Genomic DNA, 26,148 nt, shown 5'->3' on the forward strand with positions numbered 1-26,148 from the left:
ATTTTACCATCATATAAAATATACCGATGCCACTTTACAGAGATTTTTCTGATGACAACGCCACGATTCTTGTATGGAAATACGATGAGACTGAAGATCTTGATATTCATAAGCTTCTGGAACCTGAGAATGCAGAAAAAGTGAAAGATTATCATCCTAAAAAGCTATTGGAAGTGCTAATGGTCCGTAAGCTTCTTAAAGGTTTAAAACCTCATTCAAAGATATTATATAAAGAAAGAGAACCATTTTTATCGCCCAAAGATGCAGAAATTTCAATTACGCATTCCTTTCCTTTTGCCGCGATTGCTATTTCTAAAAATAAAATAGGGATTGATATTGAAAAATTTAATCCTAAAATTTTAAGATTAATTGATAAGTTCACCTACGAAAATGAAAGAGGGTTTATTCCTTTCGATAACGAAGTTACTTTCTATACCATTATCTGGAGTGTAAAGGAAAGCATGTATAAAATTCACCATTCAAAACACTGGTCACTGAAAAAACATTATGAAGTAAGACCGTTTGAGCTGAAACATCTCCACAATATTAAATGCCGAGTGCATGACGATACGATGTCTGATGAATTTAAAGCGAGGGTAGAGTTCTTCGATGAATACTGCTTTACGATTGTTGAGGAATAGTTTTTAAAGTTTCTTTTTCTTCAGTTTCACTCTGATATTTTTCGATTACTTTTCTCTGTTCTTTGGCCACGTCGTAGATCAGCTCCAGAATATCGTGAATGTTTTTAAGCTCTGTAAGATGAGAAATTTTATTAGGATCCCTAAGATCATAGGTTTCATTTTCTGTCAATTCAGTTTTTCTTTTTAGAATAAGATCATCCAGAGAAGAATCTTCCGGTTCGATACGGCTTTCCATATTAAGGGTTTCGGTTATTGTATCACCATTCAGGAGATTGCATACTTTCTGCATTTCTGCTTCTATTTTGCGGCTCCAGCCTTCTGCGTCTATTTCAGGATATTTCTCATTATCCTTTACATATTGTGATAGGGAAGCAGTGTACGCCGTAATTAAGTGCGATGTAGCAACAAACTGATGCACAACCTCCAGTTTTTTCTGCTGATTCTTGGGCTCCGAAATCATTCTCTGAAAATTATCGGATAGGTTGGCCAATGAAATAATGGCATTTTTACGCTTAACTTTATAATCTTCAATATCAAAATGATCTTCAAGAAATTTAGAAATCACACTCTGAAAATAAATGAGATTGCATTCTGCAGATTTTTTCATTAAATCCAGATTCTGTGTATGTTCCCAAACCGGTAGTACAACGTAGGCTACGAGTGACGTGATGACTGCAGCTATCATCGTATCAACAATTCTGTCCCTGAAAATAATATTTACATGGCCGGGACTTAAAAAATTAAAGCTTAAAAAAACATAAATTGTCATGAATAAAACGGCCCAGAAATATTTCCCCTTCAGAAAACTGAAGCACATGATCATACTTAACAGAAGTATGGTGAAAAGAATTTCATTAATGTGGATATAATGCAGAATGATATAAGCAATGACAGCACCCGCAATTGTTCCGTACAATCTCAGTAAATTTCTTTTTTTGGTGATGGAGTAGGCTGGTTTCAGGATTGCCACAATGGTGATAAGAATCCAATACGTATGCCCGATTCCCAAAAACTGGAACAGGGAAAAAAGATATCCGACCAGGAGAGCAATGGTAATTCTCAACGCATGCCTGAAATGAGAGGATGAAAAGGAAATGTTGTTTCTTAATACTTTAATATTAAGTTTCTCTTCATTCGGCATAAATTTTTTCAGGTCTAATCCGGTGGAAAGACTTTTGGCCAGTTTGACGTTCTGTGAAAAAACTTTATAAATCTCGTTGATTTCTTTGGTGATCTCATTGATACGCATTAATATCTGCCTGAGCACCATAAAATTTTCGAAGTTTTCAGGTGAAATACGTTTATTTCTCAGCTCAAAATAATCATGATTGAGATGTTTCAGCTCGTCTTCAAGATTAGTAATTGGTCTTGCTCTTGTTCCGATCTGAAGTGATATTCCGATATTCGTGATTTCTTCAGAGAGAAGATTAAGGTAATCATGAATTTTAACGAGAATGGTTGTATTGTCAAAACTTTGCTGCAGTTTCTGATAATCACTTTCTGAGGTCATCAGTTTTTCATGAAGATCCATGGAATTCAGGAACATCAGCATTAAAAGACGGCTGGTGGTCGTCGACTCATTTACAATGGTTCTGGTTTTGAAAACAGTTTCACGGGTTTCTTCCTGCAGATTTTTTATCTCGATCTGTTTGGCAATCACTTGTGTTGTAAGCTTATCAAAATCAGGATTTTTCTGATAATAATTCGCTTTAATTTTCAAAAATTCTGCCAACTGCAGATAATTTTCACCAATCATCTGACTCGCCAGCTTATACGGCTGAATGGTTGTTACGATTAAAAATATAAGTAGAAACCAGGTACACCCTGATGCGAAAATCAGCAGACTTTTAAGAATATTGGCACCGGTTAAGTGTCCGTCGATAAAGATGGCAAGAACAACCAGTGATAATGAACCTACTGCAGCAAGTCTCTGTCCATATACACCGATTAATGAAAAGAACATTCCGAAAACAATAATTTCAGCAAAGACAAGAATTTTAATATTCATGACCAGGCTGGCTATCAGAGCAACAAATACAAAGCAGATAATGGCGAAAGTCAAAGCATTTCTCCGGCGTATAAAAGGTCCCGGCTGATCTGTAAGCGCTACGAAACTCGTTCCTAACGGAAAAAGAAAGTAATCTATCAGCATGTCGAAATGAGCGAGAACGAGACACGGAAGAACAGTCGCCAGTGTAATTCTGATCGCAGAATATACATATTGACTGGTAACGAATTTTTTAAGTTCCGCAGAATAGTTCATACTACAAAAATAAGGGTAAAATATGAATTGTCAATTTTACTTTGTTAGTGAATGGTTAATTTTTTCAAAAAATAATCTTGATTTACTTAATGTTTATTTTTAAAGAAAATAAATTTCAATTTTATGAGTATATAAGAAATATCAACTTTCTAATGGTTGCTGAAGTTCATAAGTTACAAATTCTGCAGTTTAGCCCCGATCGCAGCATTTGTCTGAGCTCATTTTATTGATTTTGGCTGCGGCGGCAAAGCCGCCGCAGCCAAAATCAATAAAATAGCGAGTGCGGAGAGCGGGAAATAGCTCCCAAAAATACATTCAACAAAATTCAAAAGGTTTGTGAAAAAGAAAGTCCCATATAAAAATATGAGACTTTTTCAGTTGTATGTAATATTTCTTAATAATCTACATTAGATGTTTCTTCACCAATGTGCCAGGTAAGACCAAAACGAAGGGTGTTGTCCAATGCTGTATTGATTTTAGACATATTGATCAGATAAGAGATGTCAAGACCGAAAGAACGGTACTTTAATCCGATACCTGCAGTAGCAAACTGTCTTGCTCCCTGCTCTTCACTTTCATGGAAATAACCTGTTCTTACAGAGAACGCATTGTCATAAGAATATTCCAGAGCTCCACTCATCATGATCGAGTTCGGGTTTTTAAAGGATTTTCCAATACCGGCCATTACGCCTACGTTTGGAACTTCATAAATAGGCTGTCTGGTATTTGGATCTGTTCCAACGTATTCTGAACCAGGAACTAAGATTTTTGAACCTTCAAAGCTGATGCCGACTCTGTTCATATCATCGAGATACATGTCATAACCAACCCCTAATCTCGCCATGGTAGGAAGATAAGATCTTGATTCTTCGTTTCCTGTGTAGTCTAATTTCGGACCAAGGTTCTGTACTGCGAAACCGGCGTTGACTTTTCCGTCCATATTCCCAAAACTTGAGAATCTTGGAGAAGTATAGTACCCGGAAACGTCTACTGCAAAGCTGTTTGCAGGTTTTAAGGTCGTATCGGTGTTGAATCCTCCGGCTAAGTCTGAACGGATATATCTACCGGTAACCGCCATGGAATACGAATCCGAAAGTTTAAGACCATAAGCAACGTCAATAGAGAATTCGTTTGGCTTGGAAGTACCCATCGAAGTTACTTCGTTTCCTACTAACTGAGTTAAATCTACCTCACCCATATTGAAGTAATAAATACTCGCTGAGATGGTAGATCTCTCTTCCTGCCCTAAAAATTTATGGAACGCTCCATATAATAAAAATACATCATTGGTGAGTTTTCCCATGTACGGAGTGTAGTTTAATCCTACAGAAGAACTTGTTCTGCTGAAAGGATATTTTGCCGCATTCCAGAATTGAGAAAAAGCATCCGGAGAGGTCACGACACCCTGATCCCCCATACCTCCAGCTCTTGCATCTGGCGCGATTCTTAAGAAAGGAGCTCCGGTTAATACAGGTCTTACTAGACTTAAATCTTGAGAATAGCCTAAAAAGCCAGCACTTAACCCAATTCCTAAAAGCAGTTTAGTAGTTAAATTCATATGTTGTCTTTTATATATTATCAGTTTTTTGTTGATATTATTATGTTATTGTTTTTAAAATTATTTCAAAAGTACCATTTTTTCTACAGCTGTAGCACTTCCTTTGCATTTTTCTTGATTTTGACTTTTTGCAAATATCTTAAAAATATACGTACCTTTTGCTACTGTTGCACCAAAATCATCTCTTCCATCCCATTCAATTGCCTGACGTGGCGTTCTAAAGCCCTGCAGGAACGGTTCTGCAACAACAGGTTGAGATAAAGTTTTTACCAATTTCCCAGTAATCGTAAAAATCTGAACATTCACATCAAGAATGTCATCACAATTATGTTCAAACTGTATATACGTCTTATTGGTAAACGGATTTGGCCAGTTCAATGGTCTGTTGATTACTAAATGCTGATCTGCTTCATCCTTAACTTCAAAATTTAACGTTGCAGTTGTCGAATTATTGTTTATATCCCAAACTTTAAATGTTAACTGATGTTGTCCCACAGCAAGGTTCCTGAAAGGATATGTTACATTCCCTTTCTGATAGTCTGCAAGACTTGGACTTAAACATCCGTTTCCTTCTCCTGAAGCATAAAAATCATTCAGCACAATCGTATTGATAATTTGGCCGTCCAAATATACAGTAATATCGTGACCAATACCAGATCCTGTTGAATTAATTCCTGTATCATCTGTAATACATGCCAGCAACATCGGATTCTGATCTGTAATACCGCCTTCGGCAAAGTTGGTGTTATTCATATAAAGCTTTACTTTAGGAGGCTCATTGTCATTGATTCCGTTAGGATTAATATCACCTACCTGTACTGCCTGATTATTGAATACATCACTTGCCTTATTGTCAGCGTATCCCAAAATTCTTCCCTGTCCGATTGCATAATTAATATCTTTCGGTACATAGAATTCTACTGTAAATACACCGTTTACGGCAGTTCCTGAAGCTTTTACTATAGCACTTCCTTCTTCAGTATAATTAAGGACAGGTGTTAAGCCGCCGTCATTATTTAAAGTTGTTTTATTTAATCTTTTATCAAAAATATTAATTACCACGCGTCCGTTAAAAGTGGTGTTAACTGTTCCGTTAGGATTATTGATGTGTCCCTTTACTTTTACAAAATCCAATCCTCTGATAAGTCCGGGAACAGGAGTTTCTATATCGTCAATAACGAGTAATCGTTTTGGTCTGCTCAGCTTCATGGCCGGATCTCCAAGGAAATTAACCTTTAAATGATCTGTAGCCGAACCTTTCTGTTTTTTAGCATTTAAATGTGCATAGCCCAATGTATCAAAATCATCGCTGGTAAGCTTAAATATATTCTGGGTAAACAGATTCGTAAAATCTACTCCGTATCCAACATCGATAGCGCGGCTTGAAGTGATCATGGTTGCAGGACCACCTTGTTTCAGTTTAATGAACTGCTCTCCTGCTGAAGAGGTTTCCGGCTCATCCCAAAGAGTAAATTCACAGGTTATTGTTGATACAAAAGGAAATCTGCTGTATACATTTGAGAAATTATTCGCATTCTGGATTTCAGATAATGTTAATACTCTTTCCTGAGCCCATCCGTTTATCCCTCCGTGTCCGAAATAAAAAATGTACAAACTGTTTCCGATATCATTTGAAATTGCCTGGTTTACCTGAGGATATCTCTGTCCTCCGGCAGTACTTTGCGCCTGGAAGGCATCCAGATATAGTTTTCTTACATTATACTCTTTAAGATCTGTAGTAGGCTGTTCAAAAACAGTCACCAGTGAATTATTCATAACTGTGTGGAAAGGCGTTCCTCCGTCGTTGTCATCATCCACCACAAAGTCAAGCTTCATTTTCCATTCTCCAAAAGGTGTTGATTGTCCGGACAAGCTATTATAATAAGCCAGTGTCTTGTCAATCATATTTGCTGCTTCCGTCACATTTGCCGCAGGAAGTCTTCCTACCGGGAGATCAGGTAAATTGTTTGTAATGAATTCTGTGGTCTGTGGCTTTGTCATTACAATATAATCGTCTGTAACGAAAGATTTTACAACGTCAGAAGACTCTTCACTCTGATAGCTCGTCACCACATTGGAATTATTCGAAATTCTGTTTTTAAAATCATAAGAAGTATCTCCTAAAATGAATACATATTTTAATGTTCCCGCAGGAGTGTTGAGTTTAGTGACAAAATCCCGGATTGCTGTAAGGTCTCTGCTTCCGCTTCCGAATTCATTGAATATTTTATCGGTATCTACAATCTGTACGTTATAATTGTTTTTTGTCTGATGATAATTGGCCAGTCTCTGAGCCTGTCCCATCATTTCCGGAACTGTAATAATCAGATAATCTACGTTTTGAAGCGCAGAAAGATTTTGATTGTTGATATGCCCTACAAATTGTGGAGAATAAGCAGCATCAGCTCTGAAAGCTACAAATTCATTATTGAAATTCTGATCTGCCGCAGTATATGCAAAATTAAATGTTGTGTTTCCTGCAGCTTTATTCACCCTTCTGTTTGCATTGGTAATATCTGTAACATCCCATATCTGTTCAGCTGAAGCAGCATTGGTTAAGCTGAATCCATAAGTCGTGTTTGTTCCGCTTTCTAATGAAAAATCTCTGAAATTCATCTGTGTCCCGTTGAAATTCAGATTATCTTTATATTGCACTTCAATATAATCCAGATAGAAGTTTCCATTAGGATTAATCGTTATGTTGGGTTTTAAATTAAATGTAATCTGATTCCCGCTTAGCCCTGTTGTTGCGCCGGTGTATCGTATCGGATAAAATTCATTCGTTGCCCCTAAGCTTATGGCAGGGATAACTGCGGTTACGGGATTTAAGGTATTAATGTCAAATGAAATGCTGTTTTGCTGAGATTTATACCCGACAACCTGCGCTCTGAATCTTATTTCGTCGCCAGCCTGAATGGGTGATGCCGTGGTAAAACTTACCGCTCTGTCAGTTGTAAAGGGAGTTTCTTCAACCCAGATTCTTCCGACTTTCATCAGGTTTTTCTGATCATTATTTATTACCTGATAGTTATCAAATCTTGTGATAAGAGGAGTTGAAGGCAGATTGACGTCTACAGCCTGAACTCTTTTTCCCGGGCCTTTGTCAAAATTTATATAATAATAAGAATAATCTTCATAAATGTTCTTCAGGTTCTCGCTTCTGTCATTTCTTGTATCAATTCTTTTAAAGCCGTTTCCGTTTGAAGTATTGTAAAGATTATATCCGTTTGGTCCTTGGGCATAAAACAAAGCATAGTCGCTGTCATTCCATACGCCGTCATCTTCCCCTACAACCTGAATAGCATTTTCCTGAAGCGCGCTATATCTCGCATCCTGGTTGTTTTCAGGAAGCATAATTCCTCCGTTTCCGTAGATTCTGAAGTTTTTTGGATTTACAGACGAAGGATTAATACCATTATCCTGTAAAAACTGTTTTGTTATTTTGAAAATCCCTGACTTATCAACCTTGATTTTATAAAAATTCCCGGTGGATAAAGGATTGACCGTTGTTCCTACCTTTAGTGTGTTTCCTAAACTGTTTGATGCATTTGTTTCTGAAATTTCGAATGATGACAATCTCTGAACCTGTCCTTTCACCCTTTTAAATAACGCAACATTGATGTTCACATAACGTCCATCTTCCAGGTTATAATAAGTAACATCCTTAATCTCATAATCAGGAAGAAGATCTTTGCTTATTTCAAACAGATCCTTTCCGGAAACATTTTCCCATACCGGATTAGAAACTTTTACCTGCTTTTCGCCAACCTGTTGTTTGGTTGTTATAAAAATGTTATTTTGGCTGAATGAAAATCCTTGATTTTTAAAATTGGGGAGATTAAGTTTGGTATCACCATAATCCCGGATTTTAGAGCCATCCCATTCAATGGTGATTCTCTGAGCCCAGAGGGTTGATACAAAGCTTAATAAAAATAAAAGCGAGATTTTTTGTTTCATGTTTATTTTTGAAATTTCTGAATTACAAAATAAATGAAAATTTTATAATTAAATTGTGATACAATAAAATTAATTTGTTAACGTTTTTCAAAAAAATCAACTCTTTACTTGATTTATTGAATAATTTATTTTTTCTTTGTACTTTGAAAATATTTATATCGACTATGAAAAAACTAAAGTTGTTTTCATTAATAGCATTAAGTTCTACACTTGCATTAACCAGTTGCGGAGGATCTAATAATGGCGGCGGTACTAAAAAGTTTGTCAGCAAAACAGGTTGGAAACCAAACGAAAAACAAGGTTGGTTTTTTGCAGGAAAGCAACAAAAGCAGAAGGGTTGGCCGGGAATGGTATATGTAGAAGGTGGAACTTTTACAATGGGATTAGTGAAAGATGATGTTATGCACGACTGGAATAACTCACCACGCAGAATGCAGGTAAGTTCATTCTTTATCGGGGAAACTGAAATTACTAACTACGAATACCGCGAATACCTGACATGGTTGAAGTATGTATTCCCTCCAAGTGATCCTAGCTTTAAGGAAATCTACAACGGTGCTTTGCCGGATACCTTATTGTGGGACAACAAATTATCTAGAAATGATTACAACGAGACGTATTTCCGTTCTCCTGAATTCGATTACTATCCTGTAGTAGGGGTATCTTGGACTCAGGCAAACAGATATTGCGAATGGTTGTCAGACAGAGCAAACGAAAAAGCCCTAATGCAGGCTGGTATTATTGCTAAAGATTTGTATATCAACGAGTCTAACAATCAAGGTGGAACTGCTTTCAATATGGATAAATTCAAATCGAATGATCCTGAAATGCAAGGGTACATCAACGAAAAAAGAATGCAGCAAAAAACAGGTTTGAAAACAACAAACCAAAGATTATTGGCTGCTAACAGAGCTCCAAACGCTGCAATGGTTACCAAGTTCAGACTTCCTACTGAAGTTGAATGGGAATACGCAGCTCTAGGATTGGCTAAGAACAGAGAGTACAACCAATATATGGGTAAAAAACCTCAAATTGAAAAATTAAGAGGTACCAAAGGAAGAGAAAGAGGAATGTTCCTTGAAAACTTCAAAATGGGTGCCGGTGATTATTCTGGTATCGCAGGTTGGAAAAACGATGGATCAGCACAAACTTCTGATGTAAGACAATTCCCTTCAAATGATCTAGGTATCTATGGAATGTACGGAAACGTATCAGAATGGACTGCAGACGTATATAGACCAATCATTGATGAAGATTTCAGCGATTTCAACTACTACAGAGGAAATATGCCTCAGGCTATCGTAAGAAACGGAGACGGAACTTATAAAATGGTAGATGAAAACAGCATTAAATATGATACTTTAGCAGACGGAAGATTAGTTTACAAAAACTTACCAGGACAGTTTGAAAGAGAAACCATTGCTGATTACAGAAACTATAGAGATGGTGACAGAATGTCTTCTTTAGATTATAGAAATGCTTCAGATTCGGCTGCTACTTATGATATGTACAATTCTCCTAAATCAAGATTTATTGTAGATGCCAATGGTAGAGTAGTGATGCAGAAAGACAGAAAAGAAAGAACTTCTGAAATTTCTAACGACATCAGAGTTGTAAAAGGTGGTTCTTGGCAAGATACAGCTTATTGGTTGGATCCGGGACAAAGAAGATATAAAAATCAAAATAAAGCTTACGGATGGATTGGATTCCGTGTGGCTCAGGATGCAAGAGCAAGCGACAAGAGTAGAACAAGAAGATAATATTTATCAAAATAATTTTCAAAAAACCTTCCGGAATTCTGGAAGGTTTTTTTATTTTTGAACCATGAATGCAGAACAATTTTATCCCTTGTTTTTACAATCCCGGAATGTTGTGATCGACAGCAGAAAAATTGAGGAGAATGATATTTTCTTTGCTTTTTCGGGAGACAGTTTTAATGCCGCTACTTTGGCGGAAGAAGCAATTCTGAAGGGAACTCTGGCTGTGATCGTAGAACAGCAGAATTACGAAAATAAAGAGAAAAATATATTTTATGTTCCTTCAACTTTAGACTTTTTACAAGAGCTTGCTGTATATCACAGAAATAATCTTCAAATTCCTGTTATCGGTCTCACAGGCAGCAACGGAAAAACGACTACTAAAGAGATTATTCATGCCGTGCTTTCAGAGAAATTTAATGTCCAGTATACAAAAGGTAATTTAAATAACCACATTGGTGTTCCTCTAACGATACTCTCCATAAGACCGGAACATGAAATGGCTGTCATCGAAATGGGAGCCAATCATCAAAAAGAAATAGAACTTCTCTGCTCGATTTCAAAGCCTGATTTTGGCTATATTACCAATTTTGGAAAGGCACATTTAGAAGGATTCGGAGGTTATGAGGGAGTGATAAAAGGAAAATCAGAATTATATGATTACCTGAAGAATAATGGTAAAACAATTCTTGTCAACGAAAATGATCCTGTTCAGGTTGAGAAAACGGCAGATTATTCACATAAAATTACTTTTGGTAAGCCAGCATCAGATTATCAGTTTGAATTGTTTTCTGAAGAGCATTTTGTGGGCTTAGTATACAAAAATGAAAAAGTAATTTCAAAACTTACCGGAAACTACAACTTTACCAATCTTTGTGCTGCCGTAAGTTTAGGACTTTATTTTGATGTCGATTTTGATAAAATCATTCATGCTATCGAGAACTATATTCCAACAAATATGCGTTCCCAAATCGCCGCGAAAGGAGAAAAAACATTGGTATTAGATACATATAATGCAAACCCCAGCTCAATGAGTGCTTCTTTACAAAACTTTATTACTTTTGAAGGCTCAAAAACAATCATCATTGGTGATATGCTTGAGCTTGGTGACGAGAGTGAAAATGAGCACAGTGGTATTTTAAACTTAGCTTTAAGCTTAGGTTTTGATCATATTATCACCGTAGGTAAAAATTTTAAAGCCGTAAATGATACAACGTTAAGTTTTGAAAACACCCAAGAGCTTGCAGAATATTTAAAACAAAATAAAATTACCTCAAAAAATATACTTTTAAAAGGATCGAGAGGTATTGCCTTGGAAAAAGCGATAGATTTTATTTAAGCTTTGTATTCCAGAATTCTTTGATGATCAGTTTGATATTTTTAAATGTGCTTGGAAAAACTTCCTCTTCTATTTGAGCGGTATTTTTCCAGGCAACTTCAGTGATTCCTTCTTCAATTTGAGGCTTTGATGTGTCTTCACCCTTAAAATTCATCTCAAACCAATGGGTACATTTTAATATTTTGTCACCATTCCTCTCTACATAAATGTGATATGTCGTGTTGATGAATCTGACTAATTCTACGTCCCGCAATCCTGTTTCCTCTTCAATTTCCCGTACTGCGGACTCTTCACGGGATTCCCCTTTTTCCATTTTCCCTTTCGGAAGATCCCATTTTCCAAGTCTTTTGATGAATAGAATGTCTCCTTCAGGATTATTCACAATACCGCCGGCAGCCTCAATGATTCTGAAAAGGCTTTGAAACTGTGACCAGATTTCATCAATATTTTCACCGAAAACATTTAATTCCTTTACTGATGTATTTTCAAGAAGATCAAGAGCGATCTCCAGGCTTGTGACGTTTTCGTATCCAAGCGTTTTTTCTAAGTTTTCAGATTGCTTAGACAACAATAATTTTTTTTCGTTCACAAAAACTTTATACATATATTTGTAAGAATTAAGAATTTAATACAAAAATAAAAAATGAATTTAGAAGGACGAAAGATTATTGTCAATAAATCATCTAAAGACCTGGTAGAAATACTGAAATCACCGGAAAATTACAAAGATTTTATGCCGGACGGTCTTCAGAAATTTGAAACGAGAGAAGACGGATTTAAATTCGGGTTGCAGGGAATGCCGGAAATTGCTTTGAAAATTGATGAAGTGAATGATCAGAAAGCGGTTTTGAAATCTGCAAGTTCTAGCCTTGACTTTTCATTGACTGCTGCATTACAACCTCTTAATGAAAATCAAACAGAAGTACAGATGCTTTTTGAGGGAAAATTCAATCCGTTCATCAAAATGATGGTTGAAAAACCGCTTCAGAACTTTATCAATACGCTGACTGATAAAATTGAAGCTTACAAATAAACTAAACCTTCCACTTGGGAGGTTTTTTTATGCGATAATTCCAGAACTGTGATTATAGGAACTGCCGGTAGCTGAAGACAAAACGTTGATCTCATTATTTATACGGAGGATTCCCATCAACGCAAAAATCAAAGCTTCTTTATATTCTATGATTTCCTTTTCGGGAATGATAATATCAGTCATTGTCTTGCCACGGATTATTTCAATTAAATATTGATTATAAGCTCCTCCGCCCGTAACAAGAACATTCTTTAAACGTTTTTCTTCTAAAACTTTTGAAATCTGTACAGCAGCATGTTCAGTAAAAGTTGATAAGGCATCAAGTTTTTCAATATCTTGAAATAATGGGAAAATGTTTTCGTTGCACCATTCAACGCCTAACGATTTTGGATGTGATTGTTGATAGAAATTTAGTGAATTAAGCTGTAACAGAACATCTTCATTAATTGTTCCTCTTTTTGCAAGGTTACCATTTTCATCAAAATCAACGCCAAAGTTCTTGGCAAGCTGATTAAGAACAATATTTACCGGAGCAATGTCAAAGGCGATCCTTTGATTGTTGATTTTTAATGAAATGTTGGAAAATCCGCCCAGATTAAGACAGGCATCATACTGTGGAAAAAGCAATTCGTCACCAATAGGTACGAGTGGAGCACCATTACCACCCATCAGTACATCCTGGCTTCTGAAATCATAAACGACAGGCAGATTAGCTTCCAGTTTTATAGCTCTTCCATCTCCGATTTGTAGTGTAAATTTCTTTTCAGGCTGATGAAAAATTGTGTGTCCGTGAGATGCGATAAGATCAATATGAGTAAGCTGATGATTTTCAATAAAACTTTTAACCGATTTTCCCAGATAAAAGCCATATGATGAATTCAGCTCGAGAAGTTCTTCCGCAGAAAGATGAATTGCATTTTTTAGTTGATTTTTCAGTGCTTTATCGTAAGAAACAGTTTCTGCGTTTAAGATTTCAAAGCTCCAGGAATCTTCTTTCTGGAATCTTGCAAAACAGATATCCAGACCATCCAGACTGGTTCCGGACATCAATCCTATAGCGTGGAATATCATAATATTATTTCTTGTTTTCAGATAGTTTGTCGGTAGTGAAGTCTCCGGAGTTCTGATAAAATACATATTCGGAAAAATCATCTTTAGCGGTCATTCCGTGGGTTCCGATAAGGGTAGAGCCGTCTTTCATCGTCACATAAACTGTATCACGGGTGTAAATCCTCTTTTTCCTCTGGTCCCAGAATACAGACTGCATCGCAAATCTCTCATTCTCATTGGTGGTAATTCTTACATCACCTCGGGCTTCATAGAATTGCTTATAATCATAGAATTTAGCATACTTTGCTTTGATCGTTCCCGGAACTTTCGGTTTCTTTTTATCAAAAAACAAAATATTGATTCCTTTTCTTGCAACAGTGTAGGGGCTGTCGATAAGTTCATATTTTTCAATAATCGGAGCTTTGGCTCGCATCGTTACAAATCCTGAATCCCTCTGGATGATATTGGCATTGTTGATGATCTGTGAAGCAAAATTTTTATTATTCTTGCCTGTGTTTTTTGTAAGATCTTCTTCACAGGATGTTATGATAAAAAATATAGCACAACTAAAAAGGTATGCTATATTTTTTTTATATGATATGTTTCTGAAGAACTTCATTTTTAGTTGTACAGAGCTTTTCTGAACCATTTATCTGCAAAATTGAAACCAACCTTCAGATTGATAAAATTCTGGTTGATGAGATTATTCTTAAGTGTTCCTCGTTTTCCGACTTCAAGACCAAGCTCAAGACCACTCATTCTCGTTATACTGCTGTTTTTGAATGGAAGAAGTACTCCCGCAGAAACCCCGAATTTATTGATGTTCTGTCCCGCGATCTGTAAGCTTCCTTTCTCATAAAAAGCTCCGTAGCGGTATACAATTCTTGAAAAATAGCTTCTGAAGTTATTATAATTCGGCAAATACCAACCTCCGGCAGAGATTCTGTAAGAGTCCTGGAGATCCAGAGACTGCCCAAAATAGGCGATACTTTCTCCCTTTTTATAATCTCCCTGAACAGATAAAAACCATTTATTCTCCTCACCATAACCTACACCGACTGATGCCTGTAGTGGTAGAAGATTTTTCGAGTTTGTTGTTTTTTCTTCAATGACTGTTTCATTGGCCTTTTCGGTTCTTGCAGCGTCAGAATAATAATAGGTACTATTTCTGTAATCGGTAGTCATATTACTTGTGTTACCGAAAGTAGCAGTCGCACCAATCGTCAGCTTTTTGTCAGTACTTGTATTTAGATTCTGATAATTCGCGCCTAAAGTAAAGTTGAAATTTCGGATGCTGTTTTTTGTTTCATAACCATTGATGAGTTCAGCATTAGAAACAGCAAGTTCGTTTAGGTCATATAAGTTTCCAAAATAATAGTTGGCTCTCGCCCCTACAGCAAATTGTTCATTGATTTTATATCCCAATGCAATCTGTGCGGTATTTAAAGTTCCGCTTCCTTTAAATCTGTTTCCTGTGATTACTCCAGTGTTTTCATTCGTTTCGGTATGAAGAATTTCATAACTTTTAGAACTGTAAGGCTGATAAGAAAGTCCCATTTTCAATCTTGGAGATAAAGGAAAAGCAAGTGAAATATTAGATAAATACGTAGAATGTTTGGTAGACTTCGTATTGTTGTAATCTGTTTTAAAGTAATTGTTTTCGTTGGTCGCTTCCAGCTTGATACTTGTTAGCTCGAAATTAGTATTGTTTGCAGGGTTTGCAAAATTGAAATTACTCGTAAAATCGCTTATGAAAGCTGTTGATATACCTCCCATTGAGGAAGTTTCGATCGTATTATCATATTTTACATCCCCGATTCCGTACGTCGCATAAGGTGAATTACTCAGATTCTGCGCGTTAAGGAAATATCCAACTGATATGAATGATAGTACAAAGATTTTTTTCATTCTTTATTTTTAAAACAATGCGCAAATATCTTAAATATTAATGAATTGTAAAAATTATATGAGGTTAAAGTTTGTTAAGGGGGATGAATAGAGATAATTATGATGAATTGTCAATTGTGAATGTGCTTTGATTGTGAATTTTTTATGGAGTATTTATATTTTTCTTGTTAAAATTTACCATTCGATTGCAAAGCAAAATTCGAATACAAAGTAAAATTCACATTCTATCAATTTACAATTTTCATATCTTTGAACCATGAATTGGGAGAACATTGCCGGACAGGAAAACCTGAAAAAACTTCTGAAAGAAAGTATTGCCGAAAACAGAGTGAGCCACGCCCAGCTTTTCGTAGGAAAAGAAGGATATGGAACATTACCGATGGCTTTGGCATATGCAAAAGAAATCTTAAGTGGTGAAAATGAACATGCGGCCTCAAAAGTAGAGCATCTTAACCATCTTGACCTACATTTCAGCTTTCCGGTTTTTACGGACAACAGAAATTCTTTAAGTAAAAATAAATTTGAAGAATTCAGGGAAATGATTCTCAATTCTCCCTACGCCAGCTACGATGACTGGACGGCTTTTCTGGAATCGGAAAATAAACAGCTGTTTATTTCAGCAGATGAGATTGATGACCAGAATCAGAAATTTTCATTAAAAAGCTTCGAAGGAGGAACCAAAATTCTGATTGTATGGCGTGCTGATAAAATGAATGTGGCTGCAGCCAACAAGTTCCTGAAATTTCTTGAAGAACCACCAGCCAAGACGATCATTATCCTCACAGCAGAAACAACAAATGACATTTTGCCGACCATTCTTTCGAGAACCCAGATTGTAGAAGTTCCGAGAATCACCGATGGAGATCTGGAACAGTATCTGAAAACTAACTTTACCATTTTGGATGATAAAATAGGAGAGATCATTCACCAGGCACAGGGAGATCTGAATGATGCCATAAAGCTGATGCAGTCCGGAAACAAACATGACGAATTTGAAAAGCTTTTTATTCAATGGGTTCGTGATGCATTCATGGTAAAGAAAAAACCTGAATTTCTCAAAAGCATTATTTTCTGGGCTCGCGAAATTGCAGGATGGAATCGTGAAAAGCAGAAAAACTTTCTCAATTACTGTTCAGAAATTTTCAGGCTGGCGCTTCTGCAGAACTATCAGTCGGAAAATCTTGTTTATAAGAAAATTGATGCAAATGGATTCAACTGGCTTGGGTTTTCAAAATTCATTAGTGGTGCCAATATAGAAAGTATTCTTGAAGAAATCAGCACGGCCGATCTCCATTTGACCCGAAATGGAAATCCAAAAATCGTATGGACTGATCTGGGAATAAAATTATCAAGATATATTCATAAAAATACATAAAAAACTCCGGCTAATGTCGGAGTTTTATTGTGATACTTAATCAAATCTATGCTTAAGTTGTTGCATTTCGCTACAGAGCTTATAAAAGCATTTTATTAAGCCGTCTTCTTTGCTTTTTTAGCTTTAGAGTCTTTTGTTTTTACCATGTTCTGTGCAGTAGAATGTTTCTTTTCACATTCTTTGTGGTTTTTATCGGCACAAGCTTTTTTTTCAGTTGCAGAACAGCTTTTTTTGTCTTTTCCGGCACAGCATCCTTCTTTTTCCTGAGCAAAATTTAAGGTAAACACACTTAATAAAGCTAAAATTGAAATAAATTTTTTCATTTGAATCTTATTTTTTTAAAGTTTCAAATATAACAATTTCAGAGGATTAAGCTTAACGAATATTAAAAATAAATTAAATTTTAAATAAAAATCAATCAATCGTTTGATTTATTCAAAATTGGATGTAAATTTGCATGCTCAAAAAATGAGAATAAGAAATGATTTCAAAAGAAGAAAATATACTGTTTGCTGCTGAAAAGCTTTTTGCTGAAAAAGGTTTTGAAGGAACTTCCACCCGGGAAATTGCCAAAGCAGCCAACGTGAATATTTCTATGATCTCTTACTATTTCGGTTCGAAAGAAAAATTATACGAAAAGCTGGTAGAATACAGAATGGAAGAAGGACAGTTTTTCTCGAAAGACATTCTGGAAAGGACAGATATTAATGATTGGGAAAAAATAGAAAAGATTGTAGATCAGTTTGCAGGAAGAGTAAGACATCACAAATGTTTTTACAGAATCATGCAGCGAGAGCAGCTTTATACGCTGAATCCTCATATTGTTGATTTTCTGAAGCAGACAAAAATGGGCTTCATTTCCATGTATTCAAAAATATTGGAAAGCGGTTTGAAGAAAGGAATTTTTACCAAAAATCCGCCCATTTATCTTCTGCATTCCACGGTGAGCGGAACTTTATTTTACGCATCCAACGCCAAAGAGATGTACAAAGAATTCCTCAACAATACGGATGATGAAGAAATTTTCGATGAAACCTATTACACAGAGCTTAATACACATATAAAATACTTATTAAAAGACCTTCTAGGTTATGAAGAAAATAAATAACTCAGTCCTTGCACTGGCACTATTTGTAGGAATTGCAAATGCAAATGCTCAGGAGAAAAAAACACTTACTCTTGATGAAGCTGTGCAGCTGGGCATCCAGAACAGCAAAAATCTCAAGATTGATGCCGCAAAAATCGAAGAAGCTACGGCCGATCTTCTTGAAGCTAAAAACAGACAACTGCCCGAATTGAAAGTTTCAGGAAGTTATATGTATCTTCCTATAAAACCGAATATCAACATCAAGCTTCCCGGAGTTTCAGGAGACAGTGGTCCTGTAGTTCATCAGGTTGCTTACGGATCTGCAAACCTAAGTGTTCCCATCTACAGCGGAGGAAGAATAAAATACGGAATCGAATCTGCAAAATATCTTGTGGAAGCATCAAAATTAAGCACTGAAAACGATAAAGTAGCCATCGCTTACAACGTTGCACAGGCTTATAACAATTTGTTTAAAGCCAATCAGTCGATCAAAGTATTAGAGGAAAACCTCAGTGCTTCCCAACAAAGGGACGAAACTTTCCTTAAAATGGAAAATAATGGTCTCATTGCAAGAAACGACAGGTTAAAAGCAAACCTTCAGACATCAAATATCGAATTGCAATTATTGGAAGCCAAAAACAACTATAATATTGCCAATATCAATATGGATCTGTTGCTGGGATTACCCGAAACCACTGAAATCGATGTAGATCAGAATTATATCGACGAAGGAAATGATGTAAAAACCGTAGACTATTACATTAATACCGCAAGAGAAAACCGTAAAGACCTTCAGGCTTTAAGTATGCAGAGACAGGCTGCAGCGTTAGGAACAAAAGCAGCGAAAGCTGAAAATCTTCCCTCTATAGCATTTACCGGTGGATATGTTGCAGCAGATATTCCTAAATTCCTTACGATTTATAATGCGGTAAATGTTGGAGTGGGAATTTCCTATAATTTATCCAACATCTGGAAAGAAAATTCTTCGTTGAAACAGTCAAAAGCAAGAGAAATGCAGCTGTCTGCTACCAATGAATTGTTGAATGACAATATCAAATTAGACGTCAACAGAGAATATCAGAACACCGATTACTCTAAAAAGAGAATTGCGGTTTTCGAAAAATCTGCAGAACAGGCTAATGAAAACTACAGAATTACAAAAAACAAATATGATAACGGTCTGGCCACAATGACAGAACTTCTGGATGCAGATGCAGCACAGATCGCAGCCAACGTAGGCGTGATCAATGCAAAAGCAGATGCCGCACTTGCCTACAGAAAACTATTACAAACTACAGGAACTTTAACAACAAAATAAATTAAGAACGATACCCACAATGGAAAATAATACTACAAAAGAAACTCAGCCTAAAAAGAAAAGAAGCTTAGTTTTCCCTATCATTTTAGCGGTTGTTGTTATCGGTGGAGGAATCTACGGATACAATGCTTACACGTATGGGCAGTCACATGAAGAAACAGATGATGCACAGATCACTTCCAATATGGCTCCCGTAATTTCGAAAATTTCAGGATATGTAACTGAAGTAAAAGTAAAAGATAACCAGTTCGTAAAAAAAGGAGATACCTTAGTAATTCTTGACAGTAAAGACCAGAAAATGGCTCTTGAGCAGGCAGAAGCAGCTTTAGCAACCGCAAAAAGCAACATCTCCAATGCGCAGGCAAGCACAACGGCTACTTCCAAAAATATCGGTTCATCACAGGCAGCGGTGACAACAGCCAACGCACAGATCGAAGCCGCAAAAGTAAATGTGTGGAAAACCACTCAGGATCTGAAAAGATATGCCAATCTGGTAAAAGACCATTCCATTACAGAACAGCAATATGAACAGGCTTTGGCTGCAAAACAAACAGCTGATAAGCAGCTTCAGGTTTTAATTGACCAAAGAAATCAGATCGCTCAGCAAACCAATATTGCATCCTCTCAGACAGAAGCAAGCTCTCAGCAAATCAGCGTGGCAGGTTCTGTTGCCAAGCAGAGAGAAGTAGATGTGGAAAATGCAAAACTTAACCTTTCTTATACTGTAATTGTCGCTCCTGAAGACGGATATGTAGGAAAAGTTCCGATTCAGGCAGGACAATATCTGCAGGCAGGATCACAGTTATTTGCGTTGGTGAAGAATGACCAGAAATGGGTAGTGGCCAACTTCAAAGAAACACAGGTTGATAAAATGGTAGAAGGACAAAAGGTGAAAATTGAAATTGATGCCTTCCCGGACAGAGAGTTTGATGGTGTTGTAAGCTCTTTCTCACCCGCTACCGGTGCTACCTTCTCTATCCTTCCTCCGGATAACGCCAGCGGTAACTTCGTGAAAGTAGTGCAGAGACTTCCTGTAAAGATTGATTTTGTAAATCTTGATAAAGATATTGCTAAAAGATTAAGAACAGGAATGAACGTGAAAGCGGAAGTTTCATTGAAATAAATTATAAAGTGAATGGTCAGTTGCGCAGAGGCAGTCATTAATGAAGAAGAAAATGCAGAAGCCTTGATCACATGATGGAATGTTGAAGATGAGATCAAAGATGCAGGCGAAGATGAAAGTAAAAATGACGATGAAGATTGAAGACTGACGATTCACTTTTCAAAAAATAATATAAGAGAATTGTCAATGATGCAGAGGCCGCCAGCCATGCAGCAGAAAAATGCAGAGGCTGTTGAGCATGAAGATGAAAGGAGGCAGAATAAAGCCGGTGCAATGTGGAAATGAAGAGAAGCCGGATCATATGAAGAAGAGCCATTATGCAGAGGAAGATCAATACCAGGATGTCGGAAATGAAGTAGTAAAACTGACGACAATGAAGATTGACCATTGACAATTCACTTTTTTAAATTAAGATTTTTAGAGATTCAGAAATTACTGTACCATAAAGTTTAAAGCAATATTCAAATTGTTTTTATATTTAAAACCTTTATGAATATAGAAAAAATGATTAGGAATAAAGTTAGTTCGTAAAAATGCTTGTTCACCTTCATATTCTGAATCTCCTAATCTCTTAATTTTTTAATACCTATAAACAAACATGCAAGATTCATTAGTAGAATATGGAGCGCGGAGAGTAATCATCACGATTACAGCAATTCTTTGTGCTTTGCTTGAAATTGTGGATTCCACGATTGTAAATGTTGCCCTCAATGAAATGAAGGGGAACCTTGGAGCCACACTTTCAGAAGTCGGCTGGGTCATTACCGCCTATGCGATCGGGAATGTGATCATTGTACCCATGACGAGCTGGCTGTCTCAACAGTTTGGACGTAGAAATTACTTTGCAGCATCCATCATTATATTCACCGTATTCTCATTTCTCTGTGGAAATGCCACCAATATCTGGGAGCTGGTATTTTTCAGGCTGATGCAGGGAATCGGCGGAGGGGCCTTGCTGGTAACTTCTCAGACCATTATTACCGAATCTTATCCTCTTGAAAAAAGAAGTATGGCGCAGGCCATCTACGGACTTGGAGTGATTATCGGGCCTACATTAGGTCCGCCGCTCGGAGGATATATCGTTGATAATTTCAGCTGGCCGTATATTTTCTATATCAATATCCCGATCGGAATTGCGGCAACTTTAATGACGCTCCAGTTCGTGAAAAGTCCGAAATATGCAGAAAAACGTAAAGCATCGGATGTCGACTGGGTCGGGATCGCTCTATTGGCTGTTACCGTTGGGTCGTTACAGTATATTTTGGAAAGAGGTCACGAAGAAGACTGGTTTGCAAGCGGATGGATTGTACTCTTTACCGTATCGGCAATTTTAGGGTTTATACTTTTCCTTTGGCGGGAACTCACCTTCAAATATCCTATTGTGGAATTAAGGGTTTTGAAAAACAGCAATCTGAGGATCGGTACCGTCATGTCCTTTGTATTGGGATTCGGTTTATATGGTTCTACATTCATCGTTCCGCTGTATACCCAAAGTATTCTGGGATGGACGGCTTTGCAATCGGGGGCATTGATGATTCCTGCGGCACTTACCACAGCATTCATGATGCCGATTATCGGTCGCTTATTATCAGCCGGTGCCAAGCAGCAAATTCTCGTCTCCCTGGGATTATTCATCTTCTTCATCTATAGTTTCTGGGGATATAAAATCCTTACACCGGATACCAGCAAAGATGCCTTTTTCTGGATGCTGATCGTAAGAGGGGCAGGGCTCGGACTTTTATTCATCCCAATTACCTCATTATCCTTAAGTACGTTGAAAGGGCAGGAGATCGGTCAGGGTGCAGCCTTTACCGGGATGATGAGACAGCTGGGAGGTTCTTTCGGGATTGCTGCCATCACCACATTCATTGCTAATGCTGGACAGAAATACAGGCTGAATTTGATTTCGCATCTTGATGAGACCGACTTCGCCGTACAGCAGAGACTGCAGGCATTGAAAGGAAGCTTTATGGCTAAAGGAATGACCCCCGATGCCGCCATGAACGCCGCCTATAAAATGCTTGATCTCTCCGTAACCAAACAGGCTACCGTACTTTCTTATATGGATGTGTTCCTCTATCTGGGAGTCATATTCCTAATCTGTATTCCGTTCATTCTTTTTGTTAAAGAGCGGAAAAGTAAAGAAAAGATAGATTTGAGTGAAGCCATGCACTAATAGAATAACCTCCGTTTTGCGGAGGTTTTTTTATCTGTCTTCCTATCGATCCTGGAAATTCTGATACGATAAACATACAACTAGGTTTTTAAAGCATCCCTACCTATAATTTACCTACATGGAGCGGTACATTACTAGTCCGGCGGTCTGGCGGATAGGTATTTATACGTCTTAGATATATCTCTATACGTCTTAAACGTAAAACAATATATACAACATATATTTGTATTTATATTAAACGTATATATATGTATTTAAAACATATAAAAACATTTCTAAAACGTATAGCGATATGTCTAAGACGTATAGCGATATATCTTAAACGTATAATGACCATTGATTCACCTGTCTGGACAATTGAATAACGCCTCCTGACATACATTTGTCACAGACAGACCGTATTTTTACAAAATAAAATTTAAACAATGGATGAATACCATATCGGGGAAATGATAAAACGAGCTCTCAAAATCAGAAAAAGATACCATACCCTGGAAATCAGACAAAATGGTAAAGAATGGACTCCCGAACAGGATGCTCTTGCCTATCTTACCGATGCAGCAATTGTCGGGAGAAATGTCATGTCGCATCAGGAAAGCTGGCCGAAGATAAATTCCGCCGAAGAATTGGAACATAAATTAGGGGAAAATATGTGGTGGTTGATTATCTTAGCAGACCGCACCGGAGTTGATATTATGCAGGCCCTGGAAAAATTTTTAACCAAAACCGAAAATATTTTATAAATGAGTTACTGTTTAGCAATAGAGAGAATGACCCCCGAAGACCGCAAGGCACTTCATCAAAAATACCACGATCATCATTACGGATTTCCGATTCATGATGATAATGAACTGTTCGGAAGGCTGATCATGGAGATCAATCAGGCCGGACTGAGCTGGGAAACGATCCTGAAAAAAGAAGAAGGTTTCCGAAAAGCATACGATAATTTTAATATCAAAAAGGTAGCTGCCTACTCCGAAGCCGACCGTGAAAGACTTTTGAATGATCCCGGAATTATCAGAAATAAGCTGAAGGTAAATGCAGCCATAGAAAATGCAAAAACCATCATTTCGCTTCAGGAAGAATTCGGCTCATTCGAAAAATGGCTGGAGCATCATCATCCTAAAACATTACCGGAATGGATGAAGCTGTTCAAGAAAACCTTCAAATTTACTGGCGGAGAAATCGTCAACGAATTCCTGATGAGCATCGGCTACCTCAAAGGATCTCATTCTGAAAACTGTCCGATTTACGAAAAAGTGATCCAGCAAAACCCAAAGTGGCTGGAATCTTAACCATTAAAATTGAACCATTAAGCTTGATTTAAGAAGTTAAGCTGAGTTAAGTAATAAGTATGCCTATAAATAAGTATGCTTTAAAATATCTTTAGTCATCTTCATCAAACTTAACTCCTTCACAAAATCTTAATGGTTAAATATTTACATTAACGTCATTTCGGGTAGCTTTTTTGAAAAGCATATCGAGAAATTTATGAATCTCAGTACTCACGGGCTCTAGATACATTTTTCTCCGCTTCGCTTCGACAAACACTCGAGCTGACGTTATGTTAATTCTACCTGGCTTTTCAATCTTTCTGAAAGCATAGCAATAATTCTTTTGTTATAAGCTTTCGTGTCGGAAAGATATATAACCATTTCATCGGAAGTCAGCATTCCGACGGTCATTCCTATGAATGTATTTCTTAATGCATTGTCTTTTTGCAGGCTTTGATCAATAAAAATTAGTTTCTTTTCTGTTTGTAAAGCATTAAAATCTGAAATTTTGCGTAATGCATAATCCCTGAACAGTATTAGATAGATCTCGTTCTGTAGTTTTAAAATTGGGCGAAGAACCTGATTTTGAAAAATTTCGACATCACTGCTGTTATCGTATACTGGAAGGGAGAGTCTCTCCCGAAGGTCCTTTTTGTCTGGCATGATTTATTGTCTTAAGTTACCCCACCGTCTTTGTATCCTCTTCCTTTAAAATCTTTTTCTCCTTCATGGAAAGCATCATCCGTTCGTATTTGTACTTTTCCCAGTCGAAATTATTGAGGAAATCGAGGGCAGCCTGAAATCCGCGGTTGAAGAGTTCTTCTTTTTCTTCTCTTTTCATGAAAAAATTCAGCCAGCTGCTGCTTCCACAATTCACAATTTGTATGCTGAAAAGATGATAGAACGTATGCTTGGTGAGGAATGTTTTATCGTTGAATCCTTTTAAAGTATTGATGATATTTCCGGCGTAGGTGAGGGGAGAGGCAAGGATCTCTTCACTCGTTTTCCCTTTACCGGCAAGCAGGTCAGAATCATTGGTGAGCTGTACCCCGAACAAAGGCATCCTCGGATAGAAGATATCAGTGGCATGGAAAAGATCAATAGGGAAGTTTGAAATACTTCCACCATCGATGAAAACTCCGGCAGGATAGATGTCTTCCGGCAAGGTATTCATCCAGAATTTCCAGGCATATTTTACGGAATCATCATTTTTGTTAATGACCTTTTGCATAGGCTCAAAAAAGAACGGAACCGACATGGAGGCACGCACAAATTCTGCAGGACTGGCGTGTTTCAATTCTTCTTCTGACCAGTAAAGATTGGCCATCGTAGGCAGTTCGACCTTTATTTTAGCATTGATATCTGTGGTCACTACAATGTATTCTGATTTCAGGAGGTAGAACGGATCTTTCTTGTAATACTCGTTATTGACGGTGCTGTCGTAAAAGATTTTATACCGGATCTCATCAATATGTTCACTATGATTGGCTTTTATTTCCTCGATGCTCTGCAACGCCATCTGATAATACTGCATTTCATTCCCATAGCGATAATTGAGGTTGAGATCTTTACCGGTTTTCACAAACTTTTCATTGAGATGGGCTACAGTATTTATCCCGAAGCTGTCCAGGGCATTTTTCATGGCTGCTGAAAAAGTATTTCCAGGGTTTAATCCTGAATTTCTCTTTTTAAGGTCTGTGTAAATTTTTGCCAGGCATAAAACCCCAATGATCACCAACAATAAAGGGATTGAAAAAAGAATCTTCGTCTGCCATATTTTTTCCGTAGGATATACAAATGCTAAGATTCCAAAAAATACGAGAATGCCGATCGCAATATATGAATTGATCTTAAGAAAATTCTTATTGTTCAGCATCGCATGGATGGTCGTTCTTACATAAGGTTTTCCATCCATAAAATCGGCGAAATTCCAGTTGAAAAGTATTTCTTTGATGATTTCACTTTTGGGTTCCTCTTTGGTTTTGCAGGCGGCTATCAGCATGGTATTGATGGCACCGGCACTGGTTCCTGCTACTTTCAGAAAACGGATCCCAAAGATTTCCAGTCCGTACAGGTAACCTACCAGCGCACTTCCCCAGACACCACCACCTTCCTGTACAAACTCGACATATTGATTTCCTCCGGCATCCAGAAGATCAGAAAATTCTTTTGCTGAAATGCGGTCGTGCAAGGCAGCCAGCTTTTCTTTGGATTCTCTGGAAAGGGTATCTTCTTCCAGAATTTTCTTGAGAGTTTGCGGTTTCATGGTGTTTGTGAGTGGTTGGTGAG

General features: G+C 37.2%; 22 protein-coding genes. 12 read left to right on the forward strand and 10 right to left on the reverse strand.

Annotation, left to right across the window (positions count from 1 at the left end):
* Positions 1–26: 26 nt before the first annotated feature.
* The gene (locus BMW64_RS18755; protein ID WP_090001947.1) at positions 27–641 is read left to right on the forward strand and encodes a 4'-phosphopantetheinyl transferase family protein; all 615 of its coding nucleotides are present in this window, start codon (positions 27–29) and stop codon (positions 639–641) included.
* Here the strand turns inward: BMW64_RS18755 and BMW64_RS18760 are convergent.
* The 3 genes from BMW64_RS18760 to porU all read right to left on the reverse strand — a co-directional run bounded on the left by BMW64_RS18760 (position 622) and on the right by porU (position 8,419).
* On the reverse strand, positions 622–2,904 hold the full coding sequence (locus tag BMW64_RS18760) for an FUSC family protein (RefSeq protein ID WP_090001949.1): 2,283 nt from the start codon (positions 2,902–2,904) through the stop codon (positions 622–624). The two genes, BMW64_RS18755 and BMW64_RS18760, sit on opposite strands and share 20 nt — an antisense overlap.
* Before the next feature lie 394 nt (positions 2,905–3,298).
* The gene (gene porV / locus BMW64_RS18765; protein ID WP_090001951.1) at positions 3,299–4,462 is read right to left on the reverse strand and encodes a type IX secretion system outer membrane channel protein PorV; all 1,164 of its coding nucleotides are present in this window, start codon (positions 4,460–4,462) and stop codon (positions 3,299–3,301) included.
* Positions 4,463–4,522: 60 nt separating this feature from the next.
* Positions 4,523–8,419: a type IX secretion system sortase PorU gene (porU, locus tag BMW64_RS18770; RefSeq protein WP_090001953.1), complete on the reverse strand. Its 3,897-nt coding sequence runs from the start codon at positions 8,417–8,419 to the stop codon at positions 4,523–4,525.
* Positions 8,420–8,583: 164 nt separating this feature from the next.
* Here porU and gldJ point away from each other — a divergent pair, with 164 nt between their 5' ends.
* A complete protein-coding gene (gldJ, locus tag BMW64_RS18775) occupies positions 8,584–10,179 on the forward strand; it encodes a gliding motility lipoprotein GldJ (protein ID WP_090001955.1) in 1,596 nt (531 codons plus the stop codon).
* A gap of 64 nt (positions 10,180–10,243) precedes the next feature.
* Positions 10,244–11,515 carry a UDP-N-acetylmuramoyl-tripeptide--D-alanyl-D-alanine ligase gene (locus tag BMW64_RS18780; protein WP_090001957.1) on the forward strand — a complete coding sequence of 424 codons (1,272 nt, stop codon included), beginning with the start codon at positions 10,244–10,246 and terminating at the stop codon, positions 11,513–11,515.
* Here the strand turns inward: BMW64_RS18780 and BMW64_RS18785 are convergent.
* Complete coding sequence (locus tag BMW64_RS18785) at positions 11,508–12,119, reverse strand: NUDIX hydrolase (protein ID WP_090001959.1); 612 nt, start codon at positions 12,117–12,119, stop codon at positions 11,508–11,510. The genes BMW64_RS18780 and BMW64_RS18785 overlap by 8 nt on opposite strands.
* A 39-nt stretch (positions 12,120–12,158) precedes the next feature.
* Here BMW64_RS18785 and BMW64_RS18790 point away from each other — a divergent pair, with 39 nt between their 5' ends.
* Positions 12,159–12,548: an orotate phosphoribosyltransferase gene (locus BMW64_RS18790; protein WP_089860676.1), complete on the forward strand. Its 390-nt coding sequence runs from the start codon at positions 12,159–12,161 to the stop codon at positions 12,546–12,548.
* A 27-nt stretch (positions 12,549–12,575) separates the two neighbouring features.
* Here BMW64_RS18790 and BMW64_RS18795 read toward each other — a convergent pair whose 3' ends face one another.
* The 3 genes from BMW64_RS18795 to BMW64_RS18805 are packed head-to-tail and all read right to left on the reverse strand — an operon-like array spanning position 12,576 to position 15,506.
* Positions 12,576–13,619, reverse strand: a complete 1,044-nt coding sequence (locus BMW64_RS18795) for an anhydro-N-acetylmuramic acid kinase (RefSeq protein WP_177175330.1) — start codon at positions 13,617–13,619, stop codon at positions 12,576–12,578.
* A 4-nt stretch (positions 13,620–13,623) separates the two neighbouring features.
* Positions 13,624–14,217: an LPS export ABC transporter periplasmic protein LptC gene (gene lptC, locus BMW64_RS18800; protein WP_090002061.1), complete on the reverse strand. Its 594-nt coding sequence runs from the start codon at positions 14,215–14,217 to the stop codon at positions 13,624–13,626.
* A gap of 2 nt (positions 14,218–14,219) precedes the next feature.
* Positions 14,220–15,506, reverse strand: a complete 1,287-nt coding sequence (locus tag BMW64_RS18805; protein ID WP_090001962.1) for a hypothetical protein — start codon at positions 15,504–15,506, stop codon at positions 14,220–14,222.
* A 256-nt stretch (positions 15,507–15,762) separates the two neighbouring features.
* Here BMW64_RS18805 and BMW64_RS18810 point away from each other — a divergent pair, with 256 nt between their 5' ends.
* Positions 15,763–16,881: a DNA polymerase III subunit gene (locus BMW64_RS18810; protein ID WP_090001964.1), complete on the forward strand. Its 1,119-nt coding sequence runs from the start codon at positions 15,763–15,765 to the stop codon at positions 16,879–16,881.
* Between the two features lie 95 nt (positions 16,882–16,976).
* On the opposite strand, the gene BMW64_RS18815 is transcribed toward BMW64_RS18810, so the two are convergent.
* The gene (locus tag BMW64_RS18815; protein WP_090001965.1) at positions 16,977–17,204 is read right to left on the reverse strand and encodes a hypothetical protein; all 228 of its coding nucleotides are present in this window, start codon (positions 17,202–17,204) and stop codon (positions 16,977–16,979) included.
* 158 nt (positions 17,205–17,362) lie between these two features.
* On the opposite strand from BMW64_RS18815, the gene BMW64_RS18820 reads away from it, so the two are divergent.
* The 7 genes from BMW64_RS18820 (at position 17,363) to BMW64_RS18845 (ending at position 23,880) form a co-directional block, all read left to right on the forward strand.
* Positions 17,363–17,989, forward strand: coding sequence for a TetR/AcrR family transcriptional regulator (locus tag BMW64_RS18820; protein WP_090001967.1), 627 nt, complete (start codon positions 17,363–17,365; stop codon positions 17,987–17,989).
* Positions 17,973–19,286, forward strand: coding sequence for a TolC family protein (locus BMW64_RS18825; protein WP_090001969.1), 1,314 nt, complete (start codon positions 17,973–17,975; stop codon positions 19,284–19,286). Before BMW64_RS18820 ends, BMW64_RS18825 begins: the two co-directional genes overlap by 17 nt.
* Before the next feature lie 19 nt (positions 19,287–19,305).
* On the forward strand, positions 19,306–20,409 hold the full coding sequence (locus BMW64_RS18830) for an HlyD family secretion protein (RefSeq protein WP_090001971.1): 1,104 nt from the start codon (positions 19,306–19,308) through the stop codon (positions 20,407–20,409).
* 220 nt (positions 20,410–20,629) lie between these two features.
* Entirely contained in the window at positions 20,630–20,800 is a 171-nt protein-coding gene (locus tag BMW64_RS20790) for a hypothetical protein (protein WP_177175326.1), read from the forward strand.
* Positions 20,801–21,007: 207 nt separating this feature from the next.
* Entirely contained in the window at positions 21,008–22,585 is a 1,578-nt protein-coding gene (locus BMW64_RS18835; protein ID WP_090001973.1) for a DHA2 family efflux MFS transporter permease subunit, read from the forward strand.
* 425 nt (positions 22,586–23,010) lie between these two features.
* Positions 23,011–23,328 carry a nucleoside triphosphate pyrophosphohydrolase family protein gene (locus BMW64_RS18840; protein ID WP_090001975.1) on the forward strand — a complete coding sequence of 106 codons (318 nt, stop codon included), beginning with the start codon at positions 23,011–23,013 and terminating at the stop codon, positions 23,326–23,328.
* Entirely contained in the window at positions 23,329–23,880 is a 552-nt protein-coding gene (locus BMW64_RS18845) for a DNA-3-methyladenine glycosylase I (protein ID WP_090001977.1), read from the forward strand. It begins immediately after the preceding gene.
* A 267-nt stretch (positions 23,881–24,147) separates the two neighbouring features.
* Here the strand turns inward: BMW64_RS18845 and BMW64_RS18850 are convergent, their stop codons facing one another.
* Both BMW64_RS18850 and BMW64_RS18855 read right to left on the reverse strand, forming a co-directional pair.
* Positions 24,148–24,522, reverse strand: a complete 375-nt coding sequence (locus tag BMW64_RS18850; RefSeq protein WP_090001978.1) for a hypothetical protein — start codon at positions 24,520–24,522, stop codon at positions 24,148–24,150.
* 16 nt (positions 24,523–24,538) lie between these two features.
* The gene (locus BMW64_RS18855; RefSeq protein ID WP_090001980.1) at positions 24,539–26,125 is read right to left on the reverse strand and encodes a patatin-like phospholipase family protein; all 1,587 of its coding nucleotides are present in this window, start codon (positions 26,123–26,125) and stop codon (positions 24,539–24,541) included.
* Positions 26,126–26,148 lie beyond the last annotated feature (23 nt).

The sequence above is a fragment of the Chryseobacterium taichungense genome (genome assembly GCF_900109935.1).
GTDB classification, from domain to species: Bacteria; Bacteroidota; Bacteroidia; order Flavobacteriales; family Weeksellaceae; genus Chryseobacterium; species Chryseobacterium taichungense.

Coding starts and splice junctions, on each gene's coding strand:
- BMW64_RS18755 (WP_090001947.1), top strand. CDS start 27: ATGCCACTTTACAGAGATTTTTCTGATGACAACGCCACGATTCTTGTA.
- BMW64_RS18760 (WP_090001949.1), bottom strand. CDS start 2,904: ATGAACTATTCTGCGGAACTTAAAAAATTCGTTACCAGTCAATATGTA.
- porV (WP_090001951.1), bottom strand. CDS start 4,462: ATGAATTTAACTACTAAACTGCTTTTAGGAATTGGGTTAAGTGCTGGC.
- porU (WP_090001953.1), bottom strand. CDS start 8,419: ATGAAACAAAAAATCTCGCTTTTATTTTTATTAAGCTTTGTATCAACC.
- gldJ (WP_090001955.1), top strand. CDS start 8,584: ATGAAAAAACTAAAGTTGTTTTCATTAATAGCATTAAGTTCTACACTT.
- BMW64_RS18780 (WP_090001957.1), top strand. CDS start 10,244: ATGAATGCAGAACAATTTTATCCCTTGTTTTTACAATCCCGGAATGTT.
- BMW64_RS18785 (WP_090001959.1), bottom strand. CDS start 12,119: ATGTATAAAGTTTTTGTGAACGAAAAAAAATTATTGTTGTCTAAGCAA.
- BMW64_RS18790 (WP_089860676.1), top strand. CDS start 12,159: ATGAATTTAGAAGGACGAAAGATTATTGTCAATAAATCATCTAAAGAC.
- BMW64_RS18795 (WP_177175330.1), bottom strand. CDS start 13,619: ATGATATTCCACGCTATAGGATTGATGTCCGGAACCAGTCTGGATGGT.
- lptC (WP_090002061.1), bottom strand. CDS start 14,217: ATGAAGTTCTTCAGAAACATATCATATAAAAAAAATATAGCATACCTT.
- BMW64_RS18805 (WP_090001962.1), bottom strand. CDS start 15,506: ATGAAAAAAATCTTTGTACTATCATTCATATCAGTTGGATATTTCCTT.
- BMW64_RS18810 (WP_090001964.1), top strand. CDS start 15,763: ATGAATTGGGAGAACATTGCCGGACAGGAAAACCTGAAAAAACTTCTG.
- BMW64_RS18815 (WP_090001965.1), bottom strand. CDS start 17,204: ATGAAAAAATTTATTTCAATTTTAGCTTTATTAAGTGTGTTTACCTTA.
- BMW64_RS18820 (WP_090001967.1), top strand. CDS start 17,363: ATGATTTCAAAAGAAGAAAATATACTGTTTGCTGCTGAAAAGCTTTTT.
- BMW64_RS18825 (WP_090001969.1), top strand. CDS start 17,973: ATGAAGAAAATAAATAACTCAGTCCTTGCACTGGCACTATTTGTAGGA.
- BMW64_RS18830 (WP_090001971.1), top strand. CDS start 19,306: ATGGAAAATAATACTACAAAAGAAACTCAGCCTAAAAAGAAAAGAAGC.
- BMW64_RS20790 (WP_177175326.1), top strand. CDS start 20,630: ATGCAGAGGCTGTTGAGCATGAAGATGAAAGGAGGCAGAATAAAGCCG.
- BMW64_RS18835 (WP_090001973.1), top strand. CDS start 21,008: ATGCAAGATTCATTAGTAGAATATGGAGCGCGGAGAGTAATCATCACG.
- BMW64_RS18840 (WP_090001975.1), top strand. CDS start 23,011: ATGGATGAATACCATATCGGGGAAATGATAAAACGAGCTCTCAAAATC.
- BMW64_RS18845 (WP_090001977.1), top strand. CDS start 23,329: ATGAGTTACTGTTTAGCAATAGAGAGAATGACCCCCGAAGACCGCAAG.
- BMW64_RS18850 (WP_090001978.1), bottom strand. CDS start 24,522: ATGCCAGACAAAAAGGACCTTCGGGAGAGACTCTCCCTTCCAGTATAC.
- BMW64_RS18855 (WP_090001980.1), bottom strand. CDS start 26,125: ATGAAACCGCAAACTCTCAAGAAAATTCTGGAAGAAGATACCCTTTCC.